General features: G+C 59.7%; 23 protein-coding genes. 12 read left to right on the forward strand and 11 right to left on the reverse strand.

Annotation, left to right across the window (positions count from 1 at the left end; genetic code table 11):
- The first annotated feature begins 103 nt into the window (after positions 1–103).
- Entirely contained in the window at positions 104–1,003 is a 900-nt protein-coding gene (locus CAF80_RS13870) for a LysR substrate-binding domain-containing protein (RefSeq protein WP_007950480.1), read from the forward strand.
- Positions 1,004–1,145: 142 nt separating this feature from the next.
- Here the strand turns inward: CAF80_RS13870 and CAF80_RS13875 are convergent, their stop codons facing one another.
- Positions 1,146–1,751, reverse strand: a complete 606-nt coding sequence (locus tag CAF80_RS13875) for a DUF6338 family protein (protein WP_039766964.1) — start codon at positions 1,749–1,751, stop codon at positions 1,146–1,148.
- A gap of 241 nt (positions 1,752–1,992) precedes the next feature.
- Here CAF80_RS13875 and CAF80_RS13880 point away from each other — a divergent pair, with 241 nt between their 5' ends.
- Positions 1,993–2,271 carry a Rho-binding antiterminator gene (locus CAF80_RS13880; RefSeq protein WP_039766966.1) on the forward strand — a complete coding sequence of 93 codons (279 nt, stop codon included), beginning with the start codon at positions 1,993–1,995 and terminating at the stop codon, positions 2,269–2,271.
- Between the two features lie 51 nt (positions 2,272–2,322).
- On the opposite strand, the gene CAF80_RS13885 is transcribed toward CAF80_RS13880, so the two are convergent.
- Positions 2,323–3,528, reverse strand: a complete 1,206-nt coding sequence (locus CAF80_RS13885) for an NAD(P)/FAD-dependent oxidoreductase (protein WP_085667588.1) — start codon at positions 3,526–3,528, stop codon at positions 2,323–2,325.
- 336 nt (positions 3,529–3,864) lie between these two features.
- Here CAF80_RS13885 and CAF80_RS13890 point away from each other — a divergent pair, with 336 nt between their 5' ends.
- Complete coding sequence (locus CAF80_RS13890; protein ID WP_074688679.1) at positions 3,865–4,413, forward strand: Rrf2 family transcriptional regulator; 549 nt, start codon at positions 3,865–3,867, stop codon at positions 4,411–4,413.
- A 64-nt stretch (positions 4,414–4,477) separates the two neighbouring features.
- Here the strand turns inward: CAF80_RS13890 and CAF80_RS13895 are convergent, their stop codons facing one another.
- The gene (locus CAF80_RS13895; protein WP_064597355.1) at positions 4,478–4,813 is read right to left on the reverse strand and encodes a hypothetical protein; all 336 of its coding nucleotides are present in this window, start codon (positions 4,811–4,813) and stop codon (positions 4,478–4,480) included.
- A gap of 177 nt (positions 4,814–4,990) precedes the next feature.
- On the opposite strand from CAF80_RS13895, the gene CAF80_RS13900 reads away from it, so the two are divergent.
- Complete coding sequence (locus CAF80_RS13900; RefSeq protein WP_007950501.1) at positions 4,991–5,230, forward strand: hypothetical protein; 240 nt, start codon at positions 4,991–4,993, stop codon at positions 5,228–5,230.
- Between the two features lie 59 nt (positions 5,231–5,289).
- Here the strand turns inward: CAF80_RS13900 and CAF80_RS13905 are convergent, their stop codons facing one another.
- Positions 5,290–5,478, reverse strand: coding sequence for a hypothetical protein (locus tag CAF80_RS13905; protein ID WP_039766970.1), 189 nt, complete (start codon positions 5,476–5,478; stop codon positions 5,290–5,292).
- Positions 5,479–5,675: 197 nt separating this feature from the next.
- Between CAF80_RS13905 and CAF80_RS13910 the strand changes: the two genes are divergently transcribed.
- A complete protein-coding gene (locus tag CAF80_RS13910) occupies positions 5,676–6,038 on the forward strand; it encodes an NUDIX hydrolase (RefSeq protein WP_039766972.1) in 363 nt (120 codons plus the stop codon).
- A gap of 3 nt (positions 6,039–6,041) precedes the next feature.
- Here the strand turns inward: CAF80_RS13910 and CAF80_RS13915 are convergent, their stop codons facing one another.
- From CAF80_RS13915 to CAF80_RS13925, 3 genes are all read right to left on the reverse strand, one after another.
- Positions 6,042–6,284 carry a DUF1652 domain-containing protein gene (locus tag CAF80_RS13915; RefSeq protein ID WP_011334667.1) on the reverse strand — a complete coding sequence of 81 codons (243 nt, stop codon included), beginning with the start codon at positions 6,282–6,284 and terminating at the stop codon, positions 6,042–6,044.
- A gap of 122 nt (positions 6,285–6,406) precedes the next feature.
- Entirely contained in the window at positions 6,407–7,306 is a 900-nt protein-coding gene (locus tag CAF80_RS13920) for a polysaccharide deacetylase family protein (RefSeq protein ID WP_085667587.1), read from the reverse strand.
- 134 nt (positions 7,307–7,440) lie between these two features.
- A complete protein-coding gene (locus tag CAF80_RS13925) occupies positions 7,441–8,388 on the reverse strand; it encodes an ABC transporter substrate-binding protein (protein ID WP_039766976.1) in 948 nt (315 codons plus the stop codon).
- 293 nt (positions 8,389–8,681) lie between these two features.
- On the opposite strand from CAF80_RS13925, the gene CAF80_RS13930 reads away from it, so the two are divergent.
- From CAF80_RS13930 to CAF80_RS13945, 4 genes are all read left to right on the forward strand, one after another.
- Positions 8,682–9,668, forward strand: a complete 987-nt coding sequence (locus CAF80_RS13930; RefSeq protein WP_039766977.1) for an aliphatic sulfonate ABC transporter substrate-binding protein — start codon at positions 8,682–8,684, stop codon at positions 9,666–9,668.
- 61 nt (positions 9,669–9,729) lie between these two features.
- Positions 9,730–10,569, forward strand: a complete 840-nt coding sequence (locus CAF80_RS13935) for an ABC transporter permease (protein WP_074688683.1) — start codon at positions 9,730–9,732, stop codon at positions 10,567–10,569.
- Positions 10,570–10,622: 53 nt separating this feature from the next.
- Positions 10,623–11,303 (forward strand): SOS response-associated peptidase, encoded by a 681-nt coding sequence (locus CAF80_RS13940; RefSeq protein WP_074688684.1) that lies wholly within the window; start codon positions 10,623–10,625, stop codon positions 11,301–11,303.
- Between the two features lie 267 nt (positions 11,304–11,570).
- Positions 11,571–11,843 (forward strand): hypothetical protein, encoded by a 273-nt coding sequence (locus CAF80_RS13945; RefSeq protein ID WP_074689294.1) that lies wholly within the window; start codon positions 11,571–11,573, stop codon positions 11,841–11,843.
- A gap of 45 nt (positions 11,844–11,888) precedes the next feature.
- On the opposite strand, the gene CAF80_RS28880 is transcribed toward CAF80_RS13945, so the two are convergent.
- From CAF80_RS28880 to CAF80_RS13955, 3 genes are read right to left on the reverse strand one after another with little or no spacing between them, the layout of a single operon-like run.
- Positions 11,889–12,035 (reverse strand): hypothetical protein, encoded by a 147-nt coding sequence (locus CAF80_RS28880; protein ID WP_166742325.1) that lies wholly within the window; start codon positions 12,033–12,035, stop codon positions 11,889–11,891.
- A 40-nt stretch (positions 12,036–12,075) separates the two neighbouring features.
- On the reverse strand, positions 12,076–12,390 hold the full coding sequence (locus CAF80_RS13950) for an AzlD domain-containing protein (protein ID WP_074688686.1): 315 nt from the start codon (positions 12,388–12,390) through the stop codon (positions 12,076–12,078).
- Positions 12,387–13,085: an AzlC family ABC transporter permease gene (locus CAF80_RS13955; RefSeq protein ID WP_074688688.1), complete on the reverse strand. Its 699-nt coding sequence runs from the start codon at positions 13,083–13,085 to the stop codon at positions 12,387–12,389. The genes CAF80_RS13950 and CAF80_RS13955 overlap by 4 nt, the downstream gene beginning before the upstream one ends.
- Before the next feature lie 155 nt (positions 13,086–13,240).
- Here CAF80_RS13955 and CAF80_RS13960 point away from each other — a divergent pair, with 155 nt between their 5' ends.
- Positions 13,241–13,627, forward strand: coding sequence for a DUF2784 domain-containing protein (locus CAF80_RS13960; RefSeq protein ID WP_039766992.1), 387 nt, complete (start codon positions 13,241–13,243; stop codon positions 13,625–13,627).
- Here the strand turns inward: CAF80_RS13960 and CAF80_RS13965 are convergent.
- Positions 13,624–14,145, reverse strand: a complete 522-nt coding sequence (locus tag CAF80_RS13965) for a DUF3087 domain-containing protein (RefSeq protein WP_074688690.1) — start codon at positions 14,143–14,145, stop codon at positions 13,624–13,626. The two genes, CAF80_RS13960 and CAF80_RS13965, sit on opposite strands and share 4 nt — an antisense overlap.
- A gap of 211 nt (positions 14,146–14,356) precedes the next feature.
- Here CAF80_RS13965 and ppnN point away from each other — a divergent pair, with 211 nt between their 5' ends.
- Together ppnN and CAF80_RS13975 are read left to right on the forward strand one after the other, a co-directional pair.
- Positions 14,357–15,730: a nucleotide 5'-monophosphate nucleosidase PpnN gene (gene ppnN / locus CAF80_RS13970; RefSeq protein ID WP_039766997.1), complete on the forward strand. Its 1,374-nt coding sequence runs from the start codon at positions 14,357–14,359 to the stop codon at positions 15,728–15,730.
- A gap of 61 nt (positions 15,731–15,791) precedes the next feature.
- Complete coding sequence (locus CAF80_RS13975; RefSeq protein ID WP_085667586.1) at positions 15,792–16,529, forward strand: response regulator; 738 nt, start codon at positions 15,792–15,794, stop codon at positions 16,527–16,529.
- Positions 16,530–16,594 lie beyond the last annotated feature (65 nt).

A 16,594-nucleotide genomic window follows, 5' to 3' on the forward strand; every position in this document is an offset into this window, starting at 1 on the left:
TGTTTTTGTAGGGATGGCCTGTTCAGGCGTAGAGCGATCATGGACGGGGTGATTGATCCCGTCTAATCTAACTTGGCATTCGATTGATACCTGGATTAGATCAATGTTCGAGCTGACCCAACTGCGATGCTTCACCACCGTCGCCACCGAACTCAACTTCCGCCGTGCCGCCGAGCGGCTGAACATGACCCAGCCGCCACTGAGCCGGCAGATCCAGTTACTGGAACATCACCTGGGCGTCGAACTGTTTACCCGCAGCACACGCAGCGTGGCGCTCACCGCTGCCGGCCGCGCATTCTTCATCGAGGCGCAGAACCTGCTCGAGCGCGCCCAGCAAGCCGCCGTCACCGCCCGGCGTTTTGCCGAGGGCGATATCGGTTCGGTGAACATCAGTTTTGTCGGCAGCGCGGTTTATGAATTCCTGCCCAAGGTCATCGCCGAGGCGCGCCTCAAGCAGCCGCAGGTGAAGATCGACCTGACCGAAATGAACACCTATCAGCAACACGAGGCCTTGCGCGCCCGACGCATCGACCTGGGGATCGTCCGCGCGCCGTTGCTGGAGCCTGGTTACGCCACCGAATGCCTGGTGCGTGAGCCGTTTGTGCTGGCGGTGCCGAGCGGCCATCGACTGGCCGAGGCCGACGAGGTTTCAGTGAAGGATCTGGATGGGCAGCCGTTCCTGATGTATTCCCACGCGGCCTATCCGCCGTTCAACGAATTGCTCACCGGCATGCTGCGCTCGGCCCGCGTCGCCCCGGATTACGTGCAATGGCTGGGGTCTTCGCTGACGATTCTGGCGCTGGTCAATGCGGGCATGGGCCTGGCGCTGGTGCCGCGTTGCGCGACCAGCGTGGTGTTCAGGAATGTGGTGTTTCGCGAGATCGATCTGGGCGAAGGGGTGCAGAGCGAGCTGCATCTGATCTGGCGGGAGAACAACGACAACCCGGCGTTTGCGATGTTGCTGGAGGGCATTCGCCGGGCGGTGAAGGATGGATGGGGTTAGGAATGGGCTTGCGGATATGGAGGGTATTTCGGCGGTGGAGGTGCCTTTGATGCCTCGATCAATGGTTTCTCCAGCCGCTTTCCGTCCGGCCCTACAAAAAGACGCTTTATATGTGGCGGTATTGGTTGTGATGCTCTGGCGGTCATGATGAACCCTCTGATACAGGGCTGAATTCAACCCATTTAACCCTCGTGGAATCTATCAGCAAAAATTCCGCACTAATAGGCACCTCCGTTCCATCCTCGTTGATCCAGCAGGGATATTGCATCACAAACTGCCCGCTGGTTGACTCGGGTGGCCAGTCCACCGGCCAGCCCAGGACGCGCCTTTCATCATCCAAATGCAGGGTGATAACGCGATCATATTTCGCAAATGCGCTGAACCATTGACTGGGGTAGGAAGATTGTTTCGTGACGTTTCTGCTGCGCAACCAACCATGTAACTTGCCATTCGCTGACAGGCAACAGGCCAACAACCCGAGTACCAGCGACGCAAAAAATGCCCACGACGCTTCAGCCTTCGCATCCCACTTTCCTATGGAAAACCCCTCCTCCCCCACCCACACACAAACCGCCCCAATCCCCAGCACCATCCCGTGAATCACAAACGTGAAAATCAGCGCCTGCACAATCTGGCCGAACGTATCCGGTCGCTTGAAGGCCGTCAGCGTGTAGAAAATCCAGGTCGAAACAAACCCCGGGACCAGGTATTGCAAAAGCGGAATCACTTCCTTCACCAGATCATCCATGATCGGTCGCTCCTTGAATCAAGAAACACTCCTCCCAAAACAGCAATCCCGGCCTGTAATGGTCCGGCATTCAAAGCCTAGTGCTCGCGGGAAAAAAGCCCGCAATCAACTGTCACCGCGCATTACACTTCCCGCAGAATCTGATCCGCACCGTTCCCTGCCGCCATCAGCACCGCCGCATGAAGGTTGATGCACGAGCCGGATCGTTTCATCATCGCGCAAGGTTTCGAGGAGTAACGCCATGACCCGTTATCAGCCGTTGAACTGTGATCTGCACGACTACCTGGAAATAGCCTGCCTGCGCGGCTATCAACTGGACATTGAGTTGGTCGACGGTCAGCGGCTGATGGCCCGGGCCGTGACCACGCGAACCAGCAGTGAAAAAGAAGAATTTCTGGTGATCGAGCAACAAGGCGCGCAACAGGAAATTCGCCTCGACCAGTTGCTCGCCATCACACCTCAGGAGACCAACGCCGAGTTCGGTCGGGTGGTCCTTGCCGGAGGGGTTTGCGGAATCTGAACAAAAAATCCCGCCCGGCATCAACCGGGCGGGATTTTCTAAACACGCCGTTTACGCGACGACGGGGATCATCGGATCCGCAGCCGCCAGCGCGATGGCACGGTCAGCCGCCGGTGGATAGATCCACTGGGTGTTGATCTGGGTCTTGAGCGACTTGCCCTCCTCCTTGACCAGTTTCACCTGACGATCCCAGCCTTCGGTGTACACCGCGCCCCAGGCGCCGAGGTCTAGGCAGGTCACGTATTTCGGCTGGCTGTACGGCGTTGGGTCGACCCCGAGGATCTGCGCTGCGACGTTGTTGCCGGCGTGACGACCAAGGGAAATCGCGTGCTGGCAGGTCATCAGGGCGAAGTTGCCGACATCGTCGGTGGCCGCGTAAGCCACGTCGCCGGTGGCGAAGATGTCGTCCTGGCCGATGACTTTCAGGTTGGCATCAACGTGCAGACGGCCCTGACGATCACGCTCGGCAGGAATCTGCTCGGTCAGGGAGCTGGCACGTACACCGGTGGTCCAGACCACGGTTTTTGCCTCGATACGCTGGCCGTCCGACAAGGTCACGCCGTTTTCATCGACGGACACCACCGACACACCCAGTCGCCATTCCACGCCCAGCTCTTCGCTAGCTTCAGCAATCGACACGCTGATCGCTTCGCCCATGGACGCGCCGACTTTTTGCCCGCGATCAACGATGATCACTTGAATATTGGCATCGTCGCCCAGCACGGCCCGCAGACGCGCCGGCATTTCAGTGGCGGTTTCGATACCGGTGAAACCACCGCCGGCGACGACCACGGTGTTGCGCGCCTGGCTTTCAGGCTGGCAGATCAGGGAATCCAGATGGTTTTCCAGGCGGATCGCAGCTTCGATCTGGTCGACGTCAAACGCATATTGCGCCACACCCGGGGTGTCCGGCAGGGCCAGGCCGCTGCCGGAGGCCAGCACCAGTTTGTCGTAGCTGAACACCTGTTGCGCACCGGCTGCGTCGGTGTAGCCCACGGTTTTCGCCTGTACGTCGATGGTGTTCGCGGCGCCCTTGATGAAATTGACGCCAACCGCGTCGAACAGATCGCCCAGTGGTGCGGCCAGTGTGTGGGCATTCGGCTCGTAGAAACGTGGGCGAACGCGCAGCTCGGCTTGCGGCGCCAACACGGTTACGTCGATGTTGTCCCGATTGTGAATGTCGACCAGACGCGTGGCGCTCAATGCCGTCCACATGCCACCGAAACCTGCGCCGATTACCAGAATGTGCTGTTTCATTGTTCTCTCCAGGCACGAAGCCAAGTCACTGAATGAGGTGGAAGGATTCACATCATCGGGAGCGGACACGTCTGTATTTTTCAAGAACGCGGAAGGCTGCTCACCGGATAACGGCGACTGTATTGGTCGCCGTTATATCCGACAAGTCAGATTTTGTGATGATTAGCATCGAAAACTTCGATAGCTCAGATTGAACGGAGCCACCCTCTTCAACTCGTTGATTCAGCTGAAATCAAGAAATCCGGGATCCTAATAGCCAAACACTCAAGGCGCTCTCGATTTGTTTGCCACGAACAACCCTGATAACATCGGCGACAAATACAGTCGGAGATAGTTATGTCGCTTTACAGTGCGGGGGTCGAGTACGGCATTCACTGCCTGGCCTTTCTGGTGGGCAGCGGCGGTGACAGTCGTGAAGCCAGCGTGCGTGACCTGGCAGAGCTGCAAGGGGTGCCGCTGGATTACCTGGCGAAGATCTTCACCAAACTGGCCAAAGGCAAGCTGGTGGAATCCACCGGTGGCGTGCGCGGCGGCTTCACCCTGGCGCGTCCGGCGGAAGAAATCACCCTGCTCGACATCGTCAATGCCATCGATGGTCCCAAGAACATTTTCGAATGCCGGGACATTCGCGGACGCTGCGCGCTGTTCGATGGCTCGCCGCCGGACTGGGCGCTGGACGGCACCTGCTCGATTCACGCCGCGATGATGACCGCGCAAAAGCGCATGGAAGAAGCCCTCGCCCAGCAGACCATCCTCGACATCGCCAGAAAGGTCGGGCGCAAGGCACCGGCGGGGTTCAACAGTCAGGTGGAAGACTGGATGCAGGATCGCCGGGAAAAGAAGACCGGCGGCGCCGGCATTCCGCTCACCGACATCTCGGACTGAGCTCGATCAGCAGGCAAAAAAAAGCAGAAACCGATCTCCGGTTTCTGCTTTTTTTATTTCGACCTCACAGGCAGTCGCGCACCGCTTTGCGCAACGATCCGGACTTCGCCCACGGCGGCCCCTGGTACAGGGAAACGCGGCTGCCGTCCTTGTACTTGACCACATCGAGAATCTCGTCGGCGGTGACGATGCTCGGCGCGGTGATCCGGTAGCCATTGGAAATCGCTGTCTGGGACGTCTTGGCAACGTCCTGCTGCCACAACGGCAATACACACGCGGCGTAGTCCTTGGGAGTCTTGTCGCTGGTCTTGCTGACATTCGGCTCGCCCGGCACCAGTGACGCAGGCAACGAACAACCGGCCAATGCCACCAACAGCATGCCCCCGATCAACATCCGCATGGTGATTCCTTCATCTGAAAAAAACGCGAATGTACCCTGTAACTGTTCGGACATCCATCGTAGCGCTCTGCCTGTACTCCTCGAAAACCGGACCAATCAGCTCACCGACAGATGACCTTGCCCCACTCCCAAAAAATGCGGCTACTCTGTTTTACCGAGAATGTTCCGGAGGTGATCATGCGGCTCAATGAATACGAACACGAACTTCAACGTGACCTGCAAAGCGTGGCATCGGACTTGAGATGGTCGGCGGTGGACCTCAAGCGCATTGCCGAGCAATTGCGCCAGTCGGGCAACGAGGCGGACGCCCAGGCGGTACTGCGATCCTGCGAGGTGCTGCAAAGCGATGAAGAGCGCCTGCAGCTGTATGCCCGGGAAGTGAAAGCCCGCGCCATCAGCCGAACCAAAGTCCACTGAAACCCACCCGGTCCACAACAAAAAGCCCCGGACATCCGGGGCTTTTTCTCCACAGGCCTTCAGCCTGTCTTGCGACCGCGTACACGGCTTTTGTACCCCGGCAGTGCGGCGGCGTAGGCCAGCGCTTCTTCGCGACTGGCAAACGAAGCGAGCCGGTCACCCTGCGTGCAGACCCGCCACGGGCCGTTGTTCACGCTGAGTACGTCGTAGCCATTCATGTGCATTTTGTTCAGCATCGCCATGCTCATAGGCACCTCCTGTCTTCTAACGAACTTTTGCACCTTACACCCGCAACACGCAGTCGTGCCGACCGGACGTCGCACCGCAGCCGCGTCAAGTCTCCGGCACTTTTGCCGCTGCCGGGCACTCAGAAGCTCTAAACCGGCAGCGGCCCAAATATTGCTAATTCATGACAGATTTATGACAAACGGCAATCAGGTAACACATGAAAGTACGAGCAACCGTCATCTGCGAACAGGATCGACACATTCTCCTGGTGCGCAAACCCAGATGCCGCTGGACGCTTCCGGGGGGCACCGTCGAACCGGGAGAGACCCGCGCGCAAGCCGCCGCCCGAGAACTCAAGGAAGAGACCGGCCTGGACAGCGATGACATGCTTTATCTGATGGAACTGCAAAACGGCAGCACCCGCCACCACGTCTACGAGGCGTCGGTGCTGAACATTGAGCAGGTTCGCCCGCTGAACGAGATCGTCGACTGCCTCTGGCACCCGCTGGATGCGGTGCAGAATCTGAACGTCAGTGACGCCACGCTGAGCATCGTCCGCGCCTTTCAACGACGCCTTTGACTCTCAGCCGGCGAACGCCCGGCGTCCGGCGCTCATTTCCGTGCGCAATTCACCGATGAAATTGGAGATGTCACGAATGGTGACCAGATGCTCAGGAGAAACACCATTGAGCAGCAACTCGACACGCCCGCTGTCGGGTTCGTAAACCTTGATCTGCAAGAGGCCCTGCGCCGTTTCGGTGCAGTCGCAATACAACGGCGAAAAGCCGGATTCGACGATGCGGCAAATGTCGGCAATGGCAATCATGGGGGCACGCCTCACAGGCTTTGGCTCGGGCGACCCGATCAGCATAGATGAGCTTTCACTGCCCCGCCCCTGCCGCCCAGTGTAAAAATTGCCAACCGCTTCACAACTTCAAATCGCGGTTCTCAATGGGCGTCATGGTCCCAGATCCAGTTCCATATTCCCGGCAGATTCACCGGTTTCGACGACTCGCGCACCGTGCGCGCCAGCGCAGCTTTTTCCAGCGCCGCGCGATCGTCATAGAACGGTTTGCCTGCCAGTCGTACGCCGGTGGCGGCGGCACTGTCGAGCAGAATCTGCAGATACTCGCGGGTGTGGCGCGCGGTGTAGCGGTTGAGGTCATGGAAGGTCACCACCACCGGAATCACCCCGTCCACAGTGGGCAGTTCGCCAAGAGCAATCCGTTCGCGGACTTCCGACAGTTGTCGCAGCATGTTCGCCCGCCGCCGGGGGCTGGCGTTGAAGCCCCAGATCTTGCCGTCGTTGGCGCTCAGGTCGGTCAGCAACACCTGCATATGGTGCTGCTGATAAGCGGCGAAGGTGCGTTTGTCGTAGTTCCAGAATGGCGGACGCAATAACGTCGGCGGCGCGCCAGTGATTGCCGCGATGTCCGCCGAACCGTTGGTCAGCGAGGTTTCGAGTTCTTGGGGATCGAGCAATCGATGATTGGTGTGCCAATGGGTGGCGGTGTGAAAGCCCAGAATGTGCCCTTCGTCATACTCGCGGCGCATGACTCGCCGACCGATCTCGCTGTTGCCCGCTCGGGGCGCTCGGGTCTGGACGAAAAACACCGCTTTGATCCCCGGTTGCAGCGGGTTGTCCTTGAGGCTGTCGAGTACGGTGTCGGTGGGGTTGAAAAGACTGGAAGCGCTGGGGCCGTCATCGAAGGTCAACACAAACCGCACAGGCGCCTGCTCTTTGAGCCGGGCCTCGGTCTGCGCGGTCATTTCGATGGGAGCGGCGATGCATCCGGCCAACCCGACGGCTACCGCCATCGCACAGAAAACCTTGAACCACTGTGTCATGTTTTGCCTTGAGCCCGACCGTTGCGGTCATGTTGTCGATTGGCAAAACTCCTTCGCCGCTGCTGCCTCCCTGCGACCCATTGAGATGGGCCGAGGTTGGATAAAGATACACAGGGTTTGGTTCCGGCGCTCGCTCAGCGCGCCAGCGCCTGTTGAAACGAGCTGTCGATGATACCGGCCGTGGCCAGCGGAGCCGGCAGCGCCTTGACCTTGAACAGGAAGTCGGCCGTGCTTTGCAGATCGGCGGCAGCCTGCTGATCCACCGGGCCGACCGTCATGTGCGCCTGGCGCAACCAGTGCCGCGAAACCTGCTGATCAAGGTTGGCCTTCTTCGCCCACAGGTCGGCGTACTCGTCGGTGTGGCTGTCGACCCAGGCCCTGGCCTGCTTCAAACGTCCGAGGAAATCGGCGATCGCTTCGCGCTTGCTGTCGATGGACGGCGCAGACGCGGCGATGGCGCTCAAGCCCGGCATCAGGTTTTTCGCCGTGAGAATCGGCCGGGCGCCGGAGAAAACGATCTGCTGGGAAATGTACGGCTCCCATACCGGGAACGCATCGATGCTGCCTTGCGGTAGCGCGGCCGCCGCATCGATCGGCATCAGTTTGACGAAGTCGACGTAATTCTCCGGCAAACCGCCCTGCTCCAGTGCGCGAAGGGTCAGCTGCTGACTCCAGGCACCCGGCCAGTAGGCGACTTTCTTGCCCTTCAGGTCCTCGATGGTTTTCACCGGAGAATCCTTGGGCACCAACAGGGCGATGGTGTCCGGATTCTGTCGTGACACACCGATCAGCTTCACCGGCGCTTGTTTAGCGGCCAGAAACAGAAAACCCGAATCCCCCAGGAAACCCAGATCCAGCGACCCGGTCTGCAACGCTTCGGCCAACGGAGCAGCGGCCTGGAAGTGTTTCCAGTCAACCGTGTAAGGCGTGTCCTTCAATACGCCGGACGCTTCTATGGACGCGCGGATGTTGTAGTAATTCTGGTCGCCGACGTGCAGGACCAAGGGTTCGGCAGCGTAGGTCAATGGCGTGGCAAACAGTGCGCTGGTCAACGCGGCGCGTAGGAAACGTGAGAGCTTCATGGCGAGTCCTGCAGAAGGGATTTTTATAGACCATAACGCTCTTACAAATGAGATTTGAAATTCTATTAGCGCATAAGCTCAGCACCTTCCAGTTGCACTGTTTGCCGAGCAACAGTGGCTCGGCACAGTGTTTTCCCTGCAACACTTCAAACCTGCAAAACCGGCGTCACCCCCCGTAAATATGGGACAAAACGTACATGGCACAGAGCCTGCAATATTCCATTCATGCAGGAAGCATTCGATAAAAATATCTTTTTGGACATAAGAATCTGTTGCCTTGCCGGAGCGTGCCCATGAAACCCTTCTTACCGTTTTCCCGCGTCAAAACGCTGCTCGCGGCCTGCGCTGTAGCCCTGAGCCTGCAACCTCTGGCCCACGCTGCCGAAGCGCCGCCGGCCGAAGTGCATCTGGATTACGCCTATTACTCGCCGGTCAGCCTGGCGCTGAAACATCTGGGCTACCTGGAAAAAGCCTTGCCCCAGAGCAAAGTCAGCTGGGTGCTGAGCCAGGGCAGCAACCGCTCGCTGGAATACCTCAACAGCGGCGGCGTGGATTTCGCCTCGTCGGCCAGCCTCGCCGCCGTGCTCAGTCGCGCCAATGGCAGCCCGATCAAATCGGTCTACGTCTACAGCCGCGCCGAGTGGACCGCGCTGGTGGTGCGCAAGGACTCGCCGATCCAGTCTGTGGCCGACCTCAAGGGCAAAAAAATCGCCGCCACCAAAGGCACCGATCCGTACCTGTTTACCCTGCGCACCCTGCAACAGGCCGGGCTGAAAAAGGACGACGTGGAACTGGTACACCTGCAGCACCCGGACGGCCGCACCGCGCTAGAGAAAGGCGATGTCGACGCCTGGGCCGGCCTCGATCCGCACATGGCCGCCAGTCAGGTGCAGGCCGGTTCGCGCCTGCTGTACCGCAATCGCGACTTCAACAGCTACGGCGTGGTCAGCGTCACCGAGCAATACGCCAAGCAACACCCGCAAACCATCGACACCGTGATCAAGGCCTATGAGCAGGCCCGCGAGTGGTCGGTGAAGAACCCCGACGAATTGGCCAAATTGCTCGCCAGCGAATCCGGCCTGCCGCTGGACGTGGCCAAACTGCAATTGTCGCGCACCGACCTGAGCAGCCCGCAGCTGACCGCCAGGGACGTGCTGGCCTCGAAAGCCGCCGCGCCGATTCTGGTCTCCGAAGAACTGGTGCGCCGTGGGGTGAATGTCGATCAGGTCATCGATCAGTTGATCGACACCGGTTTCCAGCAAGTCGCCGCCGCCCAGTAACCGATCAGGCTCATGACAAGTCCGCGTCCGTCGCGGATTTGTCGTGAGCGGAGAACCGTCCATGAGCAACGACTTGCCCGCCCGCCTCGCCGTGCCGGCACCACGCCGAAGACTCCCACTGCTGAATCCGCTCTGGCGTCGGCGCCTTAAAGGCCTGGCCCTGCCACTGCTGATCGTGATCGCCCTGGAATTTATCGTACGCATCGGCTGGCTGCCGTCCTACCAGATGCCGGCGCCGAGCGAGATTGCCCTGACCCTCACCGACCTCGCCGAAGGCGCCCTGTGGAATCACATCGGCGCCAGCCTTATTCGCGTGCTGCTGGGGTTTGCCATCGGCGCGAGCCTGGCGCTGGTGTTTGCCGCGTGGGTCGGCCTGAGCCGTGAGGCCGAGGCCTATCTGGAACCGACGTTCGCCGCACTGCGGTCGATTCCCAGCCTGGCCTGGGTGCCGCTGTTACTGCTATGGCTGGGGATCGACGAGACCTCGAAAATCGTTCTGATCGCCATCGGCGCGTTCTTCCCGGTGTACGTCAACGTGGTCGCGGCGATCCGCAACATCGACCGCAAACTGGTGGAGGTCGGGCACATCTACGGCTTCAGCCCGCTGCAACTGGTGCGACGGATACTGTTGCCCGCCGCCCTGCCCGGCCTGTTCACAGGATTGCGCAGCGGCATGAGCCTGTCGTGGATGTTTCTGGTGGCGGCCGAGCTGATCGCCGCGACCAGAGGTCTGGGTTACCTGCTCAGTGACGGTCGCGAAACTTCGCGGCCGGACATCGTGCTGGCTGCGATCATCGTCCTGGCGCTGCTGGGCAAACTCAGCGACGGCCTGCTGGCCGTGCTGGAGCGTCGCTGGCTGGTCTGGCGCGACGCGTTCACCGGTCAGGGCAGCAAGGATTGAACCGTGCAACTAAGCTCAAACCTTCAGGCAGGTGTTCGCCGGAGGGTCGGCCGATGTGCGGAAGACTGTCGCAATACCGGGGTATCCACGATTTCGTCGCAGTGCTGAGTATTCCCGATGCGCTGATCAATCACGTCGGCGACGCCCCGCTGGCGCATTACAACGCCGCGCCCACCACGTCACTGGCGATCCTTCATCAGCACCAACAACGGCTATACGCCGACAATCTGCGCTGGGGCTGGCGCCCGCACTGGGCCAGGGATCGCGCTGCACCGATCAACGCGCGGCTGGAAAAAGTCGCCCACGGACCGTTCTTTCGAGCGATCTGGCGTCATCGACTGATCGTGCCGGTCGACAACTGGTTCGAGTGGGTCGATGCACCCGACAAGAGCCGACAGCCCTGGCTGATTCGTCGGGCCGATCACCAGCCGGTTTTCTGCGCCGCCATCGGCCAGTTTCCGATACCCGGCGAACCTTCACGGGAAGACGACGGCTTCGTCATCATTACCGCCAACAGCGAAGGCGGCTTGCTCGATGTGCATGACCGGCGCCCGATTGTGCTGCGCGCTGATCGGGTGCAGGAATGGCTCGATCCCGCCACGCCCACAGAGCGTGCCGAGCAGATGCTGTTGTTCGAAGCCGAACCCAGCGAAGCGTTCCAATGGCACAAAGTCGGCAAAGCGGTGGGCAACTCCCGCAATCAGGGTGCGGAATTGATTGATGCCGTACCGTAAATAAATGTCGACGTGGTGCGTTATCAAAAGCAGGAATTCACGAATCGAATCCTGCGTGTTACACGCGGTGTTTCAAACGCGAAACATTCAACCTAAACAGTCGTTTGATTGAACTAACCGCCTGTCTGACATTTCAACCGTCATACATACATTTACAAACACTACGGATAGCATGCGCGCCGCATTTCCTTTTGGCATACCAGTTGACCAAAGAGTCAGCAAAACCAGGAATCCCCCACAAACTTACAAGCCTTGCAGAGAACCAAGTTGCGCGACGATTTTGCAATCAAACAGGTCACAGGCCTGAAGTGTATTCATCTGTCCACGACAGAACGCTTTGAACTCGACTGTTTTATCGGCCACTACATAAAGACTCGAAACCTGCGTGACGTACCCGATATCGACCGCATCCTGCGCGCCACCCTCGAAAGCTATCCCTGCCACCCGCCGGTGATGGTCAACGAGCTGAATGCCTGGATCGACAAGACCTTGGGTTATCGGGCCTCCCACCCCGATTTCACACTGCTGGAAGATCTTTGATGAAACGAAAAAGCCCCGCAATCGCGGGGCTTTTCGTTGTGGCGTTCAGGGTTTCAGCGGGCGTTCCTGATCACGGTCGGACAACTCGCGGCTGTCGTCATGCTTCCAGGTCTGCTCCTTGTGTTTCTCCCGCTCGAGCTCTTCTTCACTCGGTTCGTCATCTTCTTCGGGACGTTTCTGCTCGGTTGCCATGTTCACCTCGCTAATGGAATTCATCCATTAAGCGTAGAACTTAAAGCCACCAGCGCAATAGAAAGAAGAACGCCATGCTCAACAGCATGCTGAGCAATGTATTACGCGTGTAGATCACCAGGCCGATTGCCACTAGTGAACTCAGCATATAAGGGTTGTCCCACTGCAGATTCAGTTGTTTGTCTGGCATGAATACAATCGGCCCGCAAATCGCAGTCAACATGCCCGGAACGGCAAAACCGAGAAATTGCCGCGCGTTGCTGCTCAGACGCACCGGCAAACGTGGTTCGAGAAACACGTAACGGTTGAGGAACACCAGAATCCCCATGCCGATAATCACTGCCCAGACCATCATGTGCGCTCCCGATACAGCTTGTTGCAGATAAACCCGGCGGTCATTCCGGCCAGTCCCGACAGCACCAGCGCCGAACCCCATTGCCAGTAACTGAACAGCACAGAGCAAAACAGCGACACCGCCACGCAGAGCACCGTCGGCACATTGCGCACCACCGGGGTGATCAGAGCAATGAAGGTGGCGGCAATCGAGAAGTCCAGCCCAAGGTGTTCAAGCCCCGGAATGCTGCTGCCGAGCACAATGCCGGCCAGGGTAAAAAGGTTCCAGGCGATGTAGAACGTCAGGCCGACGCCCAGGGCGTACCAGCGGTTGAACTGCTGACGATCGTGCTGACTGGTCAGGGCGAACAGCTCGTCGGTGAGCAAAAAGCCCAAGCCGATGCGCCAACGTCCCGGCAACGGCGAAATCACCTGACGCATGCTCATGCCGTAAAGCAAGTGCTGCGAGGTCAGCAGCAGCGTGGTCAGCAGAATCGAGAAAATCCCCGCGCCGCCCTTGAGCATGCCGATCGCCACCAATTGCGCAGCGCCGGCGAACACGATGCTCGACAGGCCCTGCCCTTGCAGCGGTGTGAGATTGGCTTCAATCGCCATTGAGCCGGCCAGCAGCCCCCACGGCGCGGTCGCCAGGGATAACGGCATGATCGCCGCGGCGCCGCGAAGGAAGGCACTGCGCGGCATTAATGAGTCAGACATAACACGTTTCAACCGTGAGACAAGGCCCCGGACTCTGCCAGCAAACGCCCTTTCATGGCTTGAACAATCTTGCGCAGTTGGCGCAAATCCTTCCTTCCGTCAGTCGTTTACGGGCGTAACATGGCAACCATTCACACACGCGTCAGGGAGACGACATGCTGTATCGAATAGCCGCCGACGGGCTGGTGCTGTTTCATTTGCTGTTCATTCTGTTCGTGCTGTTCGGCGGGCTGCTGGTGCTCAAGTGGCCGCGGCTGATGTGGCTGCATTTGCCAGCAGCGGCCTGGGGCGTGGCGGTCGAGGTGTTGCACCTGACCTGTCCGCTGACCTATTGGGAAAACTTGATGCGCCACGCCGCCGGGCAAACAGAGTATGCCGGCGGTTTCATCGAACATTACGTCTGGCCGATCATCTACCCGGCCGGGCTGACCCCGCAGATTCAGTTGGTACTGGGCAGCGTGGTGCTGGTGGTCAACCTGCTGGTCTACGGGCGCCTGATTCGCCGCTGGAAACTCAGACGCGCCGCGCGCATTCCGTTTTAGCGCGCTTTCAAGGTTTCCAGCCAGGCCGGATCGAGGCGCGTCTGATCGGTGTCCAGACCGAGCGCCTCCATCCGCGCCTTGTGTGCTTCGACTTCCCGGTGCAATTGCGCGTGATCGCTGGAGTTGCCATCCAGTTCATGCATCTGGGTCAGGCCCAGGTGATAGAAACGCAGCACTTTCATTGCCACCGGATCACCCTTCTCCACTGCCGCCGTCACTTGATGCATGACGTTGGTGACGCTCATCAGGCTGCGCTTGAGCCGCCAGCCGTATACTGCCGGAGCCATCCAGGTCTGGTTCCAGAAACGCCCGCGCAGCAACGCCGCCGTCAGCAGAAATGCGCCAAATACCCCGCCGATATTGAACCGCAGATTATCCCCGCCCGGCTCGCCGAACAGCGCCACCGCCGCCGTCGAAAACGCCATCGCCAGCACCAGAAACAGCACCGCGATGATCAGCGTGCTGCGCCGGGTCTGCTGGCGATAAGTGATGGCATCGATCGGTTGAATCTCGAACATCGCGACAGGCTTCCATGGCTTGAAATAAAAAGAGGCCGGCGCATTATCGCCTCTGAGGCGGATTTAGCTATGCTGGAGCTCCTTTTCATCTTTCCAAAGTCCAACGGGGACATGGCGATACCACGCAGATCGTGCCATCTTCATTCATGGATACACACTATTCGGATGCCATTGGCCATGCCGGCAATGACATCGTTTTAAGGATCACTGCATGACCCAACGACACGTAATCAATGCCTCGGTCAGCCCGAAAGGCAGCCTCGAAACCCTTTCTCAACGTGAAGTTCAGCAACTGAGCCAGGCCGGAACCGGCAGCACCTACACCCTCTTTCGCCAGTGCGCCCTGGCCATCCTCAATACCGGCGCCCATGTCGACAACGCAAAGACCATCCTTGAAGCCTACAAAGACTTCGAAATCCGTATCCACCAGCAGGATCGCGGCGTGCGTCTGGAACTGTTGAACGCCCCGGCCGACGCCTTCGTCGACGGCGAAATGATCGCCAGCACCCGGGAAATGCTGTTCAGCGCCCTGCGCGACATCGTCTACACCGAAAACGAACTCGACGCTTTGAGCATCGACCTAAGCACCTCCCAGGGCATCAGCGACTACGTCTTCCACCTGCTGCGCAACGCGCGCACCCTGCGTCCGGGCGTCGAGCCGAAAATCGTCGTGTGCTGGGGCGGCCACTCGATCAACACCGAAGAATACAAATACACCAAGAAAGTCGGCCACGAACTGGGCCTGCGCAGCCTCGATATCTGCACCGGCTGCGGCCCGGGCGTGATGAAAGGCCCGATGAAAGGCGCGACCATCGCCCACGCCAAACAGCGGATTCACGGTGGCCGTTACCTCGGTCTGACCGAGCCGGGCATCATCGCCGCCGAAGCGCCGAACCCGATCGTCAACGAGCTGGTGATCCTGCCTGACATCGAAAAACGTCTGGAAGCTTTCGTCCGCGTCGGCCACGGCATCATCATCTTCCCGGGCGGCGCCGGCACTGCCGAAGAGTTCCTGTACCTGCTGGGCATCCTAATGCACCCGGACAACGCCGGGCTGCCGTTCCCGGTGATTTTGACCGGGCCGAAACACGCCGCGCCGTACCTAGAACAACTGGACGCCTTCGTCACCGCCACCCTCGGCGAAGCGGCGAAAAAGCACTACGAAATCATCATCGACAACCCGGCGGAAGTGGCGCGGCAGATGACCGCGGGCCTGAAGGCCGTGAAGCAGTTCCGCCGCGAACGCGCCGATGCATTCCACTTCAACTGGCTGCTGAAGATCGACGAAGGCTTCCAGCGCCCGTTCGATCCGACCCACGAGAACATGGCCAACCTCAAGCTGCACCGCGATCAGCCGCCCCACGAACTGGCGGCCAACCTGCGCCGCGCGTTCTCCGGGATCGTCGCCGGCAACGTCAAGGACAAGGGCATCCGCCTGATCGAGGAACACGGGCCGTACCAGATCCGTGGTGACGCCGCGATCATGCAGCCGCTCGATCTGCTGCTCAAAGCCTTCGTCGCCCAGCACCGGATGAAACTGCCGGGTGGCGCGGCGTATGTGCCGTGCTATCGCGTGGTGTCCTGACCCGAAGAGACAGGTGCCCGAAGCGCAACGCTTCGGGCACTCCTTATAAAAAGAGCGAACCATGGATCACATCAACCACATCCTGATCGTCGACGATGACCGCGAGATCCGCGAGCTGGTCGGCAATTACCTGACCAAGAACGGCCTGCGCAGCACCGTGGTCGCCGATGGCCGGCAGATGCGCAGTTTTCTGGAAGCCAACACGGTCGACCTGATCGTGCTCGACATCATGCTCCCCGGCGATGACGGGCTGGTACTGTGTCGCGAGTTGCGTGCCGGCAAGCACAAGGCGATCTCGATCCTGATGCTCACCGCCCGCGACGACCAGACAGACCGAATCCTCGGCCTGGAAATGGGCGCTGATGATTACCTGACCAAACCCTTCGCCGCCCGCGAGCTGCTGGCGCGGATCAATGCCGTGCTGCGCCGCACGCGAATGCTGCCGCCCAATCTGCTGATCACCGAAACCGGACGCCTGCTCGCGTTCGGCCGCTGGCGCCTGGACACCACCGCCCGCCACCTGCTCGATGAAGACGACACCATGGTCGCCCTCAGTGGCGCCGAGTATCGCCTGCTCCGGGTGTTTCTCGATCATCCGCAACGGGTGCTCAGCCGCGATCAATTGCTGAACTTGACCCAGGGGCGCGACGCCGACCTGTTCGACCGCTCCATCGATTTGCTGGTCAGCCGCCTGCGTCAGCGTCTGCTGGACGACTCCCGCGAGCCGACCTACATCAAGACCGTGCGCAACGAGGGTTATGTGTTCTCCTTCGCCGTGGAGATGCTCGCCGAATCCTGATGGATTTGTATCACTCTGTATAAATTCGCCGCGCAGATACGTAACCGGTGTTTTTGGGCCGTAAC

Origin of the sequence: Pseudomonas sp. B34(2017), assembly GCF_002112915.1 — a bacterium.
GTDB classification, from domain to species: domain Bacteria; phylum Pseudomonadota; class Gammaproteobacteria; order Pseudomonadales; family Pseudomonadaceae; genus Aquipseudomonas; species Aquipseudomonas pharyngis.

Coding starts and splice junctions, on each gene's coding strand:
- CAF80_RS13965 (WP_074688690.1), bottom strand. CDS start 14,145: ATGTTCGAGATTCAACCGATCGATGCCATCACTTATCGCCAGCAGACC.
- CAF80_RS28880 (WP_166742325.1), bottom strand. CDS start 12,035: ATGGCAACCGAGCAGAAACGTCCCGAAGAAGATGACGAACCGAGTGAA.
- CAF80_RS13905 (WP_039766970.1), bottom strand. CDS start 5,478: ATGAGCATGGCGATGCTGAACAAAATGCACATGAATGGCTACGACGTA.
- CAF80_RS13895 (WP_064597355.1), bottom strand. CDS start 4,813: ATGCGGATGTTGATCGGGGGCATGCTGTTGGTGGCATTGGCCGGTTGT.
- CAF80_RS13940 (WP_074688684.1), top strand. CDS start 10,623: ATGTGCGGAAGACTGTCGCAATACCGGGGTATCCACGATTTCGTCGCA.
- CAF80_RS13950 (WP_074688686.1), bottom strand. CDS start 12,390: ATGATGGTCTGGGCAGTGATTATCGGCATGGGGATTCTGGTGTTCCTC.
- CAF80_RS13885 (WP_085667588.1), bottom strand. CDS start 3,528: ATGAAACAGCACATTCTGGTAATCGGCGCAGGTTTCGGTGGCATGTGG.
- CAF80_RS13870 (WP_007950480.1), top strand. CDS start 104: ATGTTCGAGCTGACCCAACTGCGATGCTTCACCACCGTCGCCACCGAA.
- CAF80_RS13955 (WP_074688688.1), bottom strand. CDS start 13,085: ATGTCTGACTCATTAATGCCGCGCAGTGCCTTCCTTCGCGGCGCCGCG.
- CAF80_RS13910 (WP_039766972.1), top strand. CDS start 5,676: ATGAAAGTACGAGCAACCGTCATCTGCGAACAGGATCGACACATTCTC.
- CAF80_RS13935 (WP_074688683.1), top strand. CDS start 9,730: ATGAGCAACGACTTGCCCGCCCGCCTCGCCGTGCCGGCACCACGCCGA.
- CAF80_RS13960 (WP_039766992.1), top strand. CDS start 13,241: ATGCTGTATCGAATAGCCGCCGACGGGCTGGTGCTGTTTCATTTGCTG.
- CAF80_RS13920 (WP_085667587.1), bottom strand. CDS start 7,306: ATGACACAGTGGTTCAAGGTTTTCTGTGCGATGGCGGTAGCCGTCGGG.
- CAF80_RS13915 (WP_011334667.1), bottom strand. CDS start 6,284: ATGATTGCCATTGCCGACATTTGCCGCATCGTCGAATCCGGCTTTTCG.
- CAF80_RS13880 (WP_039766966.1), top strand. CDS start 1,993: ATGACCCGTTATCAGCCGTTGAACTGTGATCTGCACGACTACCTGGAA.
- CAF80_RS13930 (WP_039766977.1), top strand. CDS start 8,682: ATGAAACCCTTCTTACCGTTTTCCCGCGTCAAAACGCTGCTCGCGGCC.
- ppnN (WP_039766997.1), top strand. CDS start 14,357: ATGACCCAACGACACGTAATCAATGCCTCGGTCAGCCCGAAAGGCAGC.
- CAF80_RS13975 (WP_085667586.1), top strand. CDS start 15,792: ATGGATCACATCAACCACATCCTGATCGTCGACGATGACCGCGAGATC.
- CAF80_RS13925 (WP_039766976.1), bottom strand. CDS start 8,388: ATGAAGCTCTCACGTTTCCTACGCGCCGCGTTGACCAGCGCACTGTTT.
- CAF80_RS13900 (WP_007950501.1), top strand. CDS start 4,991: ATGCGGCTCAATGAATACGAACACGAACTTCAACGTGACCTGCAAAGC.
- CAF80_RS13875 (WP_039766964.1), bottom strand. CDS start 1,751: ATGGATGATCTGGTGAAGGAAGTGATTCCGCTTTTGCAATACCTGGTC.
- CAF80_RS13890 (WP_074688679.1), top strand. CDS start 3,865: ATGTCGCTTTACAGTGCGGGGGTCGAGTACGGCATTCACTGCCTGGCC.